Annotated in this window: 13 protein-coding genes; 6 read left to right on the forward strand and 7 right to left on the reverse strand. The window is 56.7% G+C overall.

What is annotated here, in order from left to right; all coding sequences use genetic code 11:
• Positions 1-53 precede the first annotated feature (53 nt).
• Positions 54-773, reverse strand: a complete 720-nt coding sequence (gene fadR, locus ACSBQV_RS05245) for a fatty acid metabolism transcriptional regulator FadR (protein ID WP_033643333.1) — start codon at positions 771-773, stop codon at positions 54-56.
• 243 nt (positions 774-1,016) lie between these two features.
• Between fadR and nhaB the strand changes: the two genes are divergently transcribed.
• From nhaB to ACSBQV_RS05260, 3 genes are all read left to right on the forward strand, one after another.
• Positions 1,017-2,582, forward strand: a complete 1,566-nt coding sequence (gene nhaB, locus ACSBQV_RS05250; protein ID WP_434991423.1) for a sodium/proton antiporter NhaB — start codon at positions 1,017-1,019, stop codon at positions 2,580-2,582.
• A 120-nt stretch (positions 2,583-2,702) separates the two neighbouring features.
• On the forward strand, positions 2,703-3,233 hold the full coding sequence (gene dsbB, locus ACSBQV_RS05255) for a disulfide bond formation protein DsbB (RefSeq protein WP_033643335.1): 531 nt from the start codon (positions 2,703-2,705) through the stop codon (positions 3,231-3,233).
• A 650-nt stretch (positions 3,234-3,883) separates the two neighbouring features.
• Positions 3,884-4,645, forward strand: a complete 762-nt coding sequence (locus ACSBQV_RS05260; protein ID WP_099785871.1) for an aspartyl/asparaginyl beta-hydroxylase domain-containing protein — start codon at positions 3,884-3,886, stop codon at positions 4,643-4,645.
• A 118-nt stretch (positions 4,646-4,763) separates the two neighbouring features.
• Here the strand turns inward: ACSBQV_RS05260 and ACSBQV_RS05265 are convergent, their stop codons facing one another.
• From ACSBQV_RS05265 to ACSBQV_RS05280, 4 genes are all read right to left on the reverse strand, one after another.
• Entirely contained in the window at positions 4,764-5,210 is a 447-nt protein-coding gene (locus ACSBQV_RS05265; RefSeq protein WP_025159803.1) for a YcgN family cysteine cluster protein, read from the reverse strand.
• A gap of 122 nt (positions 5,211-5,332) precedes the next feature.
• Positions 5,333-5,989 carry a fumarylacetoacetate hydrolase family protein gene (locus tag ACSBQV_RS05270; protein WP_046896694.1) on the reverse strand — a complete coding sequence of 219 codons (657 nt, stop codon included), beginning with the start codon at positions 5,987-5,989 and terminating at the stop codon, positions 5,333-5,335.
• Positions 5,990-6,047: 58 nt separating this feature from the next.
• On the reverse strand, positions 6,048-7,070 hold the full coding sequence (locus ACSBQV_RS05275; RefSeq protein WP_099786185.1) for a lytic murein transglycosylase: 1,023 nt from the start codon (positions 7,068-7,070) through the stop codon (positions 6,048-6,050).
• A 28-nt stretch (positions 7,071-7,098) separates the two neighbouring features.
• Positions 7,099-7,371, reverse strand: a complete 273-nt coding sequence (locus ACSBQV_RS05280; RefSeq protein WP_033643340.1) for a YcgL domain-containing protein — start codon at positions 7,369-7,371, stop codon at positions 7,099-7,101.
• Between the two features lie 136 nt (positions 7,372-7,507).
• Between ACSBQV_RS05280 and minC the strand changes: the two genes are divergently transcribed.
• The 3 genes from minC to minE are packed head-to-tail and all read left to right on the forward strand — an operon-like array spanning position 7,508 to position 9,314.
• The gene (gene minC, locus ACSBQV_RS05285; RefSeq protein ID WP_099785873.1) at positions 7,508-8,203 is read left to right on the forward strand and encodes a septum site-determining protein MinC; all 696 of its coding nucleotides are present in this window, start codon (positions 7,508-7,510) and stop codon (positions 8,201-8,203) included.
• Between the two features lie 25 nt (positions 8,204-8,228).
• On the forward strand, positions 8,229-9,041 hold the full coding sequence (minD, locus tag ACSBQV_RS05290) for a septum site-determining protein MinD (protein WP_004932300.1): 813 nt from the start codon (positions 8,229-8,231) through the stop codon (positions 9,039-9,041).
• 3 nt (positions 9,042-9,044) lie between these two features.
• A complete protein-coding gene (gene minE, locus ACSBQV_RS05295) occupies positions 9,045-9,314 on the forward strand; it encodes a cell division topological specificity factor MinE (protein WP_004932303.1) in 270 nt (89 codons plus the stop codon).
• Positions 9,315-9,551: 237 nt separating this feature from the next.
• On the opposite strand, the gene rnd is transcribed toward minE, so the two are convergent.
• Positions 9,552-10,673, reverse strand: coding sequence for a ribonuclease D (rnd, locus tag ACSBQV_RS05300; RefSeq protein WP_046687239.1), 1,122 nt, complete (start codon positions 10,671-10,673; stop codon positions 9,552-9,554).
• An 81-nt stretch (positions 10,674-10,754) separates the two neighbouring features.
• Positions 10,755-12,443, reverse strand: a complete 1,689-nt coding sequence (gene fadD / locus ACSBQV_RS05305) for a long-chain-fatty-acid--CoA ligase FadD (RefSeq protein WP_033643344.1) — start codon at positions 12,441-12,443, stop codon at positions 10,755-10,757.
• Between the last annotated feature and the right edge of the window lie 73 nt (positions 12,444-12,516).

Consider the following 12,516-nt stretch of genomic DNA (forward strand, 5'->3'; position numbering starts at 1 on the left):
CATAACGACAAAGGGCGCCAACACGGCGCCCTTATTATGTCATTCGCGCGGCATCAGCGGCGCGCTTCGGTCAGATCGCTCGGCATGGTGCCCTGCATGCTCTGCCAAATCGCCCCGCTGTCTTTACCGTAGTTGCGCACGGTGTCCATCACCTGGTCGTACAGCTTCTCATGGCAAAGCGTAGACAGCTTGCTGTAGAAAGTCAGCGCCAGCTTGCGCGCTTCCGGGTTGGAGAAGTAGTAACGGCCCACGCGGGTGTACAGCCCTTTCAGGCCGTTGAAAATCAGGCCATAGATCGGGTTGCCGGAAGCGAACGCCAGACCACGGAAGATCTCATAGTCCAGGACATTGAAGGCATCCGCCTGATCTTCCACCTCGGCGGCTTTCGCCAGCACTTCCTGCGCCTGCTCAGGATGATTGCGCACCGCAGCGCGAATAAAGATCGATGCGATATTGGTACGCACGGACAGCAGGTTATCGATCAGCTGCGGGACGCTTTTGTGATCGAGACGAGCCACGGTCTCAAGGATATTGAGGCCGGACGTTTCCCAGAAATTGTTCACTTTGGTCGGTTTACCATGCTGAATGGTCAACCAGCCATCGCGGGCAAGACGTTGCAACACTTCACGTAACGTGGTGCGCGTGACGCCAATCAACTCCGAAAGCTCACGCTCCGCGGGCAAAATAGAGCCAGGGGGGAAGCGATTATTCCAAATACTCTCAATAATGTACTCTTCCGCGAAACCGGCAGGACTCTGCGCCTTTATGACCATGTGTTTGACGTTCCGTTGCGACGATAAAATCAGTAAAAGTAATCAGCTCATCATACCAGATCACACAGACATGACATAGCGTGAGCGAAAAACAATAAACGAAAGTGTGCATAAAGTGGCAAAAAACGCGCAAAAACACCGGCCCTGAGAAATTTGCCGCCGTAAAACAAGCTCCGGTTGCGCCCGCCCCCGCCGCGTTGTTAGGGTACGTGCTACGACTGATTTAAGGATGCATAAAGGACAATGGAAACAACCTTGCGCAGCGCCCTGCTCAAAAACTTCCTGGGGCAATCTCCCGACTGGTACAAACTGACCATTCTCATTTTCCTAGCGATCAACCCGCTGGTGTTCTTTTTCGCCAGCCCGTTTCTCGCGGGTTGGCTGTTGGTGATCGAGTTCATCTTTACCCTGGCGATGGCGTTGAAATGTTACCCGCTGCTGCCGGGCGGCCTGCTGGCGCTGGAGGCCGTGGCCATCGGCATGACCAGCCCGGCGCAGGTTTCGCAGGAAATCGAACATAATCTGGACGTGCTGCTGCTGCTGGTCTTTATGGTGGCCGGCATCTACTTTATGAAGCAACTGCTGCTGTTCGTGTTCACCAAGCTGCTGCTCAATATCCGCTCGAAAACGCTGCTGTCGCTGGCGTTCTGCCTAGCGGCCGCTTTCCTTTCCGCCTTCCTCGATGCGCTGACGGTCGTCGCGGTAGTGATCAGCGTCGCCACGGGGTTCTATTCCATCTATCACAATGTGACGTCGAACCGCTCCGACGGCGACATCGGCGATGACAGCGATTTCACCGGCGAAGAGCGCAAGCAGACGCTGGAGCAATTCCGCGCCTTTCTGCGCAGCCTGCTGATGCACGCCGGCGTCGGCACCGCGCTCGGCGGAGTCATGACCATGGTGGGCGAGCCACAGAACCTGATCATCGCCAAAAGCACGGGCTGGGGCTTTATCGACTTCTTCCTGCGGATGGCGCCGGTCACTTTGCCGGTGCTGGCATGCGGCCTGCTGGTCTGCTGGCTGGTAGAGCGTTTTCGCCTGTTTGGCTACGGCACGCCACTGCCGGAAGCGGTGCGTGAGGTGCTGAAAGAGTATGATCGCAAGGCCACCGCAGGCCGCAGCAAGCAAGAAAGGCTCAAGCTGGTGATGCAGGCGCTGATCGGCGTTTGGCTGGTGCTGGCGCTGGCCTTCCACCTGGCGGAAGTCGGGCTGATCGGCCTGTCGGTCATCATTCTCGCCACATCGCTGTGCGGCGTGAACGACGAACACGCCATCGGCAAAGCGTTCCAGGAGGCGCTGCCGTTCACCGCCCTGCTGACGGTATTTTTCACCGTGGTGGCCGTGATCATTGAGCAACACCTGTTCAGCCCGGTGATCCAGTTTGTACTGCGCGCCGAGCCCGCTTCTCAGCTTTCGCTGTTCTACCTGTTCAACGGTCTGCTGTCGTCGGTTTCCGACAACGTATTCGTCGGCACGGTTTACATCAACGAAGCGCGCACCGCGCTGGAAACCGGCGCCATTGCGCTGAAACAGTTCGAACTGTTGGCGGTCGCCATCAATACCGGCACCAACCTGCCTTCGGTCGCGACCCCTAACGGCCAGGCGGCGTTCCTGTTCCTTTTGACGTCGGCCTTGGCGCCGCTGGTGCGTCTGTCGTATGGCCGCATGGTGTGGATGGCCCTGCCTTATACGATCGTATTGACCGTGGTCGGCCTGCTGTGCGTACAGTTCACGCTGGAGCCGGCGACCGAACTGTTGACACAGTGGCACTGGCTGACGCTGCCGCCTGTCGACGCCATCGGCCACTGATGCGGCGCCGGCAGGGTAAACCGACTATTTTTACGCTGAAACCGGCCCAGGTGGCTGGCAGCGAGGGGGAATTGGTTTACACTGCCGGTTCAATTGCTTACTGCATGGAAGAATCTAGATATGTTGCAATTCTTTAACCGCTGTTCACAAGGACGCGGCGCCTGGCTGCTGATGGCCCTGACAGCGTTGGTGTTGGAACTGGTCGCGCTCTATTTCCAGCACGTTATGCTGCTGCAGCCCTGCGTCATGTGCATTTACGAGCGTTGCGCGCTGTTCGGCATCCTCGGCGCCTCACTGGTGGGCGCCATCGCGCCGAAAACGCCGCTGCGCTATGTGGCGATCCTGCTGTGGATCTACAGCGCCTGGGAAGGCGTACAGCTGGCGTGGAAACACACCATGATCCAACTGCACCCCTCGCCGTTCAATACCTGCGATTTCTTCGTCAGCTTCCCGTCCTGGCTGCCGCTGGATAAATGGCTGCCTGCGGTGTTCCACGCTTCCGGTGACTGTTCCGTGCGTCAATGGCAGTTCCTGACGCTGGAAATGCCACAGTGGCTGGTGGGTATCTTCGGTGCCTATCTGCTGGTGGCGCTGATTGTGCTGATCGCGCAATTTGTTCGCCCACGCCGCCGCGATTTGTTCGGCCGCTGATAGGCCAACAAACAAAAAACGGCGCCTCAGGGCGCCGTTTTTTTAGGGTATTACTGTTGAATTCAGAGATAACCCCATTTCAGGTATGTGTAAGGAAGTAAACGAGCACGATCAGTGCCCCAGCTACGGCAAACAGACGGACCATTTTCATTGTTATGCTCTCGAACTTGCGGGAGAGCGGCCAAATTACCCAACTTATCGTTTAAAAAGAAGCATCCTGGCTCGATTAAGCGCGTAATTTACATAACATTAAACTTCTGCGTTGCCAGCGGGCCAACACATGCTGTGCAGGCACTTTCCTCACGGCCTGCGGGCATCAATAAATTACCGTTATTTATGAACGGCTGCGTCTTTGTCACATTCAGAGCACAATATTTTGGTGAAGTTTGCCCATAAAATCCTTATAGTATCGGCAAAGTGAGTACTACCGATTTCCCTGGTGTTGTTGTGTGTCTTGCCCCTCATCTTTGCAGGGGCTTTTTTCCTTCTCCCCCCAACCGTCAGTCCCCGCTGCCTTTAAATAAATCATTCAAATTTAACTCTGCGCGGTATCACTCATCGGCCATCGCTCGCGCACTAATGATTAAAATCGTTCGTGATTCTTTCCTTATGCTGAATGCAGTAGGCCAATGATATCAAGGACACGATTTATGCCGGATAGCACCTTTCCCCCCACGTCTCAGCGCCCGTTCCTGCGGCGCATGCTGCTCAAAGCAGGGAAAAAATTCCTGCGCTGGAACGGCGAATTTCAGACTCGCCATTCGCTCATCTCCACTACGCCGCGGATCGGTAATCATGAATTTAATTGGGTGACGGCGCTGGAAGCCCGTTGGCCTGCCATTCGCCAAGAGTTGGATCGGTTACTGGAGCACCCGGAGGACATCCCCGCGTTCCACCAAATATCACCGGATCAGAAACGCATCTCCAAAGGGGATAATTGGAAAACCTTCGGGCTATTTGTCTACGGGCAGCGCGTTGATGAGAACTGCGCCATTTGTCCGCACACCGCACGGGCGGTCAGCGAGATCCCCGGCATGCGCACTGCCATGTTTTCGATCCTTAAGCCGCACTATCACATCGTCCCCCACAAAGGCCCGACTCGTGCCGTGGTGCGCGCGCATTTGGGATTGATCGTGCCAAAGGATCGGGAAAAGCTCTGGATCCGCGTCGACGATCAGATCCTGCACTGGGATGAAGGCAAGGTCATTTTGTTTGATGACTCTTATGAACACGAGGTGCGCAATGATACCGACGAACTGCGTGCGGTGCTGTTTCTCGATATCGACCGGCCGATGGACAAAGTGGGGACGGCGGTAAATAAACTGCTGTTCAGCCTGATTAAAGCCAGCCCTTACGTGAAGCAGCCGCTGAAAAATCTGGCCAACTGGCGCCGCCGCGACAAAAAAGAGTGAAGTGACGGCTTATGCCATAACCTCACGTCTGCCGGTTAGCGCAATTGCAGAGGGCGGCGTGTCCTGACACGCCGCCCTCTTGCATGAAAACGCGTCTTGCTGCGCAAGGGGTCCGGCGTTATCTGGCCCAGTCCGGCTTGTTGAGGATATGGTCCTGCCAGTCCACCACTTCGCTCTCGCGCACCGCGATATGCCGCACCGTGATGCGCTCACCGTGCATCGCCGCCTTGGAGCCGCTCAGCAACGGGTGCCAGGGGAACAGCGGCTTGCCCTCACCGATCAGGCGATAGGCGCAGGTCGGCGGCAACCAATCGAAGGTGGTGAGGTTTTCGCGCGTCAGTTTGATGCAGTCCTCTTCCAGCTCGAAGCGCCGCTCGTAGTTACGGCATTGGCAGGATTTGATGTTGAGCTGGTTGCAGGCTACGTTGGTAAAATAAATCTCGTCGGTATCTTCGTCGATCAGCTTATTCAAACAGCATTGCCCGCACCCGTCGCACAGCGATTCCCACTCTTGTTCTGACATTTCCGCCAGCGTTTTCTGTTGCCAAAAAGCGAGTTGTGACATGTTAGCGTCCGGTTTCGGTAAATGGATAACTCACCTGCGCACAGGTTCGAGGGGGGACTATATAGACATTTTAGCCGCGAGATGCAAGTTTTGCCGCCGACGATGCCGGCGGCCAACAGCGATCAGATCACCCGGGTGCTGAGCGCTTTACCGTTCAGACTGATTTTCAGCATGTCGCCGGAAGCCATCGGGCCTACGCCCTGCGGCGTGCCGGTCAGGATGATGTCGCCGGCGCGCAGCGTGAAGAAACGGCTCATGTAGCTGATTAGCGGCAGGATCGGCGTGATCATGTCACGCGTATTGCCCTGCTGGCGCAGTTGATCGTTGACGGTCAACGACAGCTCGGCGTTTTGCGGATCGCCGAATTCCGCCACCGGGATAAACCCTGACATCGGACAAGACCCGTCGAAGGCCTTGGCCTTTTCCCACGGCTGACCGGCCTTTTTAAAACCGGCTTGCAGATCGCGCAGCGTCAGATCGAGCGCCACGCCGTAACCGGCAATCGCACGCGCCACGCGATCTTCGTTGGCCTGTTTCAACGGCGTGCCGATCAGTACCGCCAGCTCTACCTCATGGTGCACTGAACCAAACTCTTTAGGGATGGCCACCGGCTGGCGGATATCGCACAGCGCCGTCTCCGGTTTGATAAACACCACCGGCTCGACGGACACCGCACTGCCCATTTCCTTGATGTGATCGGCGTAGTTACTGCCGACGCAGACCACCTTGTTCACCGGGAAATCGAGCAGCGAACCCTGCCAGTCTCTATGTTGATACATACCGCTTCTCCCAAACTGTAGAGGCTTGGCGCGCCAAGCCGATTATTGGTGTACCGGATCAATGCCCGATCGCGTCTGCCATCATACCCACGGCGATAGCGAAATAGTAAGAGCGATTCCAGTGCATCAGGGTGCGGAAATTATCATAGACCAGGAAGGTCCGCCCCTGCAGATCATCCGGCGCGATGATCCAGCCGCGCTGCACGGCGTGCGGCAACGCGCGGCCATCCGCACGGCGCACGCCGCGTTTCTGCCAGTCGTTGACGCTGCGCGCCTGCGCGTCTTTCAGGCCCAGTTCGGCTCGATTGAAGCCGGCGGGCAGTTTGACCTCGCGCCCCCAACCGATGCCGGGCTGCCAGCCCTCTTTGGACAGGTAGCTGGCCGTGGACGCGAAAACGTCGTCAATGTTATTCCAGATATCGATGCGTCCGTCACCGTCGCCGTCCGCCGCATAGCGCAGGAAGGAGCTTGGCATAAACTGACATTGCCCCATCGCGCCGGCCCAGGACCCTTTCAGTGGCGTATCGCCAACGTGCCCCTGTTCGACTATCTGCAACGCCGCCAGCAGCTCCCGGCTGAAAAAGGCCTCGCGGCGCCCTTCGAACGCCAGCGTCGCCAGCGCGGACACCACGTCCTCCCGCCCCTGGATCTTGCCATAGGCGCTCTCCATGCCCCACAGCGCGATGATATAACGCCCCGGCACCCGATAGCGTTCGCTGGCCCGCAGCCATTGCGCATGGCGCTGCCGGTACAGTTCGCGCCCCTGCCGCACCTTGGCGGGCGACATCACCCGCCGCAGATAATCGTCCAAAGTGATCTTCTGCTCCGGCTGATTGCGATCGGCCTTGATCACCCGATCGACGAAATGGATTTGCGCAAAGGCGCGGTCAAGGGTGGCCTGACTGATGCCCTGTTCCCGCGCCCGGCGCTTCAGTTGCTCGACATACGCCGGGAACTGCGCCGGATCGCGCCCGCTGGTCGCCAGCATCGTCTCCTGCGCCGCCTGCGGTGCGCCCGGCATCATCGCACCGCCCAGCGCCAGCCAAACGGCCAACGCGGTACTTCTCGCCGAACGTGTCATCATGCCTCCCCTGACCGTGGCGGCGGTCTCAGGCCTTGTCGCCCGCCAAATGCTGATTGAGCAGGTTTTCCACCGGCGGCGGGAACTGCAGGTAATAACCTTCATCTTTCAGCGCCTGTTTCACCTTTTCGATATCCGCCGAGGCCAATTTCTTGCGTTCATCGAGTGAAAGCATCATGGCGAATTGCGGTACGCCGAAACTTTTCATCAGCGCTTCCGGCACACGAGAGAAATCGTCTTTTTTTTCGACATAAAGATAAGTTTGATCGCGTTTCGGGCTTCTATAGATCACACAAAGCATTTTTTTAACTCTATTTAATTGAGGGAGCGTCTTGCCTGGATATAACTCTGACTATAACATGCTTATAGTACATCGGAATATCGCACCCCGAGTGGTATTCCGGGGATTTAAAGTTGCTGAGACTGAGTCAGGATAGATGTCACAATCGCCAATTGAGCTAAAAGGCAGCAGTTTTACCCTATCGGTTGTTCATTTGCATAATTCGCAGCCCGAGGTAATACGCCAGGCGTTACAGGAAAAAGTTGAGCAAGCGCCCGCTTTTCTGAAAAACGCCCCTGTTGTTATCAACGTCGCAACGCTGGATGGCGATGCGAACTGGAAAGAACTTCAACAGGCTGTCGCGGCGGCAGGTCTGCGCGTTGTGGGTATCAGCGGTTGCAGAGATGAGCGTCAAAAGCGCGCGATAGCCCGTGCCGGGCTGCCGTTGCTGAGCGAAGGCAGAGGCCAGAAAATGGCGGCGCCGGAGCCTGCACCTGCGCCCGTGGTGGCGGAAAACGCCCCCGCCAAAACGCGTATCATCAGCACCCCTGTCCGTTCCGGCCAACAGATTTACGCCCGCAACTGCGATCTTATCGTGACCAGCAGCGTCAGCGCCGGCGCCGAACTGATTGCCGACGGCAACATTCATGTCTACGGCATGATGCGCGGTCGCGCGCTGGCAGGCGCGTCAGGCGACACGCAATGTCAGATTTTTTGCACCCACCTGGCGGCTGAGCTAGTCTCTATCGCAGGGCAGTACTGGTTGAGCGACCAAATCCCGTCCGATTACGTCGGGCAGGCCGTACGACTCAGCCTGTTGGATAACGCTTTAACCATACAACCTTTAAATTAAGCCCTTTTGACAAGGAATCCATTTCATGGCACGCATTATTGTTGTTACATCGGGTAAAGGGGGCGTTGGCAAGACCACTTCGAGCGCGGCCATCGCTACCGGCCTGGCCCAGAAAGGCAAGAAAACCGTCGTGATCGATTTCGATATCGGCCTGCGTAATCTTGACCTGATCATGGGCTGCGAACGTCGGGTAGTTTATGATTTCGTGAACGTGATTCAGGGCGACGCCACGCTGAATCAGGCGTTGATCAAAGACAAACGCACTGAAAACCTCTATATCCTGCCGGCTTCGCAGACACGCGACAAAGACGCGTTAACCCGTGAAGGCGTTGAAAAAGTCCTCAACGATCTCGGCGAGATGGATTTTGACTTCGTGGTCTGCGACTCACCGGCCGGTATCGAAACCGGTGCGCTGATGGCGCTGTATTTCGCCGACGAAGCTATCATCACCACCAACCCGGAAGTCTCTTCGGTACGCGACTCCGACCGTATCCTGGGCATCCTTTCCTCCAAATCGCGCCGCGCCGAGAAAGGCGAATCGCCTATCAAGGAACACCTGCTGCTGACCCGTTACAACCCGGGCCGCGTCAGCCGTGGCGACATGCTGAGCATGGAAGACGTGCTGGAAATCCTGCGCATTCCACTGGTGGGTGTGATCCCGGAAGACCAGTCCGTACTGCGTGCTTCCAACCAGGGTGAGCCTGTCATTCTGGATGCCGAGTCAGACGCCGGTAAGGCGTATGACGATACCGTTTGCCGCTTGTTGGGGGAAGAACGCCCATTCCGCTTCATTGAAGAAGAGAAGAAGGGTTTCCTGAAACGCCTTTTTGGGGGATAAACCATGGCCTTATTAGACTTCTTTCTGTCCCGCAAAAAACAGACAGCCAATATAGCCAAGGAACGGCTGCAGATTATCGTCGCAGAGCGTCGTCGCGGGGACAGTGAGCCCCCGTATCTGCCTGATTTGAAACGCGATATTCTGGCGGTTATTTGCAAATACATTCAGATCGATCCTGAAATGCTGCATGTGCAGTTCGAGCAGAAAGGGGACGATATTTCGGTACTTGAACTTAACGTGACATTACCGGAATCGGAAGAAGCAGCTAAATGATTGCGACGCATTAATTACCCCCTGTATATTTTATGCAGGGGGTAACTGTATGTGCATCCAGTTATTAAGCATTATCGGCAGCAAAAAATCGATTTTTCCCTTTGGGACAATTCCCAATTAACTTTGCCGCCACCTCGTTTAAAGTAAATTCTGGCCAGATTTACCTTCAACGCATTATTTCCTGCCTATATTCACCCGAGCAGAGTTTCCCTACCCTGCCCTGGTGATAGCCAGCGATTAATAATCTTTCAGGATGTCCTGCAACGGCGCCATTAATAAATCGCCGCGCCAGCCGCTGATTAATTCAGGGCGACTCTCGCCGTCCTTCAGTTTCCAATGCCAGTTCAACAATTGGTTAATTTGGCGACGGGATGCCAGCAGCTCGCTGCTCAACCCGCTTTGCTCGCTGACGGTGGCGATAGCGGCCTTGATGTCCTTAAACACCTTCTTGTAGCCCGGCTGATCGATAAGGTTAGCCAACGGCGCCGGCAACTCGGACTCCTCCAGCGCTTCAGCTTCGGCCACCAGCGCCAACAGCGTTTTGCCGTGATAACGGATCTCCGGCCCGCTCAGGCCCAGCGAATCCAGTTCTCCCAGCGAAGACGGCATAAAGCGCGCCACCTGCCACAGGTTCTCCTCGCGAACCACGAAGTTCACCGCCAGATCGCGCTCGCGCGCCTGGCGCAACCGCCATTCCGCCAACTTCTGCAGACACCCCAGCTGGCGCGGGCGCAACTGCCAGGCATTGCTGATTTCGCGATAGGCCACTTCCGGCGCCAGCGCCTCGCTACGGCGTTGGCACAGCAGCAAGCACTCGTTATTGGCCGCAGCGGTCCAGCCGGCCTCTTCGGTCTCCTGCACCAGCTGTTTGGCCATCGGCAGCAGGTAGAACACGTCGGCGGCCGCATACACGCACTGTCTTTCAGTCAGCGGGCGCGCCAGCCAATCGGTGCGCGACTCGCTCTTGTCCAGTTCAACCTTCATGTACTCCGCCACCAGCGTCGCAAAGCCGCAGGAGAGCGGCCGACCGGTAAAGGCCGCCAGGATCTGAGTGTCGATCATCGGCGTCGGCAGCGTTTTAAAGGCGTTGAGAAACACTTCAAGATCTTCACTGCCGGCATGCAGGAACTTCACCACGGCGGTGTCGGCCAGCAGCTCGACAAACGGTTGCCAGTGCTTGATCGGCAGAGGATCGATAAGGGAGAGTTGTTCACCGTCGTAAAGCTGGATCAGGCCCAGCTGCGGATAGTAGGTACGCGTTCTGACAAACTCGGTGTCCAGCGCAACCTGGGCATGCTTTCTCGCCTGCTCGCAGACCTGCTGCAATCCGGCATCGGTAGTGATCAACTGATAATTCAAAACATCATTCTCTTGTAGGATTCAAACACAACAACGCCGGCATTCACCGGCGTTGTTGATAGGCTGACGCGAGAGCAAAACCTAGGCGGCATCAGCCGGCTTAGGCGCTTTTTGCTCATCGCGCAATTCTCGCCGCAAAATCTTGCCGACGTTCGACTTCGGCAGTTCATCGCGGAACTCAACAATTTTAGGCACTTTATACCCGGTCAGGTGGCGTCGGCAATGGGTCAACAGCTCTTCCTTGGTCAGCGAGGCGTCTTTCTTCACCACGCAGATCTTCACCGTTTCGCCGGAGGCCTCGCTGGGCACGCCGATTGCCGCACATTCCAGCACTTTCGGGTGCTGGCTGACCACATCTTCAATCTCGTTCGGATACACGTTGAAACCCGAGACCAGGATCATGTCTTTCTTTCGGTCGACGATGCGTACAAATCCCTGATCGTCCACGGTCACCACATCACCGGTCGCCAGCCAGCCGTCTTTCAGCACTTCGTCGGTGGCATCCGGGCGCTGCCAATAGCCTAACATAACTTGCGGCCCTTTGACCCACAGTTCGCCCGGCTCGCCCGGCGGCACATCATGGCCGTTGTCGTCCACCAACCGAATGTCCGTCGACGGCACCGGCAGACCGATGCTGCCGCTGTAGTGTTTAAGATCGTAAGGGTTGCCGGCCACCAGCGGCGCGCACTCCGTCAGGCCGTAACCTTCCAGCAGGTGTTTGCCGGTGGTTTTCTCCCACTTCTCGGCCACCGATTTTTGCACCGACATGCCGCCGCCGACAGAGAAACGCAGCGTAGAGAAATCGAGCTTGTGGAAGTCTTCGTTGTTCAGCAACGCATTGAACAGCGTATTCACCCCGCTCATGGCGGTGAACGGGTATTTGCCCAATTCTTTCACCAGACCTGGAATGTCACGCGGGTTGGTGATCAGCAAATTGCGCCCGCCCAGATCGATAAACAGCAGGCAGTTCACCGTCAGCGCGAAAATGTGATACAGCGGTAGCGCCGTCACCACCAGCTCCTGCCCTTCACGGAACAGCGGCGAATAGGCGGCCTTGGCTTGCTCAAGGTTGGCCTGCATGTTGCGGTGAGTCAGCATTGCCCCCTTCGCCACCCCGGTGGTGCCGCCGGTGTATTGCAGGAAAGCCAGATCGGCATTAATGATGTCCGGTTTTACATATTGCAAACGGCGGCCGCGCTGCAGCGCGCTGCGGAAGGAAATGGCGTCCGGCAGGTTATATTTCGGCACCAGACGCTTAACGTATTTGACCACGAAGTTGACCAACGTGCCCTTGGCGGCCGACAGCTGATCGCCCATGCGCGTCAGGATCACGTGTTTGACCTGGGTGTTGAACACCACTTTTTCCAGCGTATGGGCAAAGTTGGAGACGATGACGATGGCGCTGGCGCCGCTGTCGTTCAACTGGTGCTCCAGCTCGCGCGGGGTATACAGCGGGTTGACGTTGACCACCACCATGCCGGCACGCAGAATGCCGAACAGGGCAATGGGGTATTGCAACAGGTTAGGCATCATCAGCGCGACGCGGTCGCCCTTCTTCAGGCCCAGCTCATTTTGCAGGTAAGCCGCGAAAGCCCGGCTGCGTTCTTCCAGTTTGCGGAAGGTCATCACCTCGCCCATATTGATAAAGGCGGGCTGATCGGCATAGCGCTGCACGGCATGCTCAAACATTTCGATCAACGACGAATAGCGATCGGCATCAATCTCTGCGGGCACATCTGCCGGATACCGTTTTAACCAGACCTTATCCAAGGTATTACTCCTGAAATCATTACTAATTATCATCGCAGCCCTCAAACTCGCAGCCTAACCATAACAATATTTT

It is taken from the genome of Serratia sp. B501 (assembly GCF_051172315.1).
Classification (GTDB): domain Bacteria; phylum Pseudomonadota; class Gammaproteobacteria; order Enterobacterales; family Enterobacteriaceae; genus Serratia; species Serratia ureilytica.

What these genes read in the sequence shown, in the direction of transcription:
- fadR (WP_033643333.1), bottom strand. Translation starts at nt 773, where the DNA reads ATGGTCATAAAGGCGCAGAGTCCTGCCGGTTTCGCGGAAGAGTACATT.
- nhaB (WP_434991423.1), top strand. Translation starts at nt 1,017, where the DNA reads ATGGAAACAACCTTGCGCAGCGCCCTGCTCAAAAACTTCCTGGGGCAA.
- dsbB (WP_033643335.1), top strand. Translation starts at nt 2,703, where the DNA reads ATGTTGCAATTCTTTAACCGCTGTTCACAAGGACGCGGCGCCTGGCTG.
- ACSBQV_RS05260 (WP_099785871.1), top strand. Translation starts at nt 3,884, where the DNA reads ATGCCGGATAGCACCTTTCCCCCCACGTCTCAGCGCCCGTTCCTGCGG.
- ACSBQV_RS05265 (WP_025159803.1), bottom strand. Translation starts at nt 5,210, where the DNA reads ATGTCACAACTCGCTTTTTGGCAACAGAAAACGCTGGCGGAAATGTCA.
- ACSBQV_RS05270 (WP_046896694.1), bottom strand. Translation starts at nt 5,989, where the DNA reads ATGTATCAACATAGAGACTGGCAGGGTTCGCTGCTCGATTTCCCGGTG.
- ACSBQV_RS05275 (WP_099786185.1), bottom strand. Translation starts at nt 7,070, where the DNA reads ATGACACGTTCGGCGAGAAGTACCGCGTTGGCCGTTTGGCTGGCGCTG.
- ACSBQV_RS05280 (WP_033643340.1), bottom strand. Translation starts at nt 7,371, where the DNA reads ATGCTTTGTGTGATCTATAGAAGCCCGAAACGCGATCAAACTTATCTT.
- minC (WP_099785873.1), top strand. Translation starts at nt 7,508, where the DNA reads ATGTCACAATCGCCAATTGAGCTAAAAGGCAGCAGTTTTACCCTATCG.
- minD (WP_004932300.1), top strand. Translation starts at nt 8,229, where the DNA reads ATGGCACGCATTATTGTTGTTACATCGGGTAAAGGGGGCGTTGGCAAG.
- minE (WP_004932303.1), top strand. Translation starts at nt 9,045, where the DNA reads ATGGCCTTATTAGACTTCTTTCTGTCCCGCAAAAAACAGACAGCCAAT.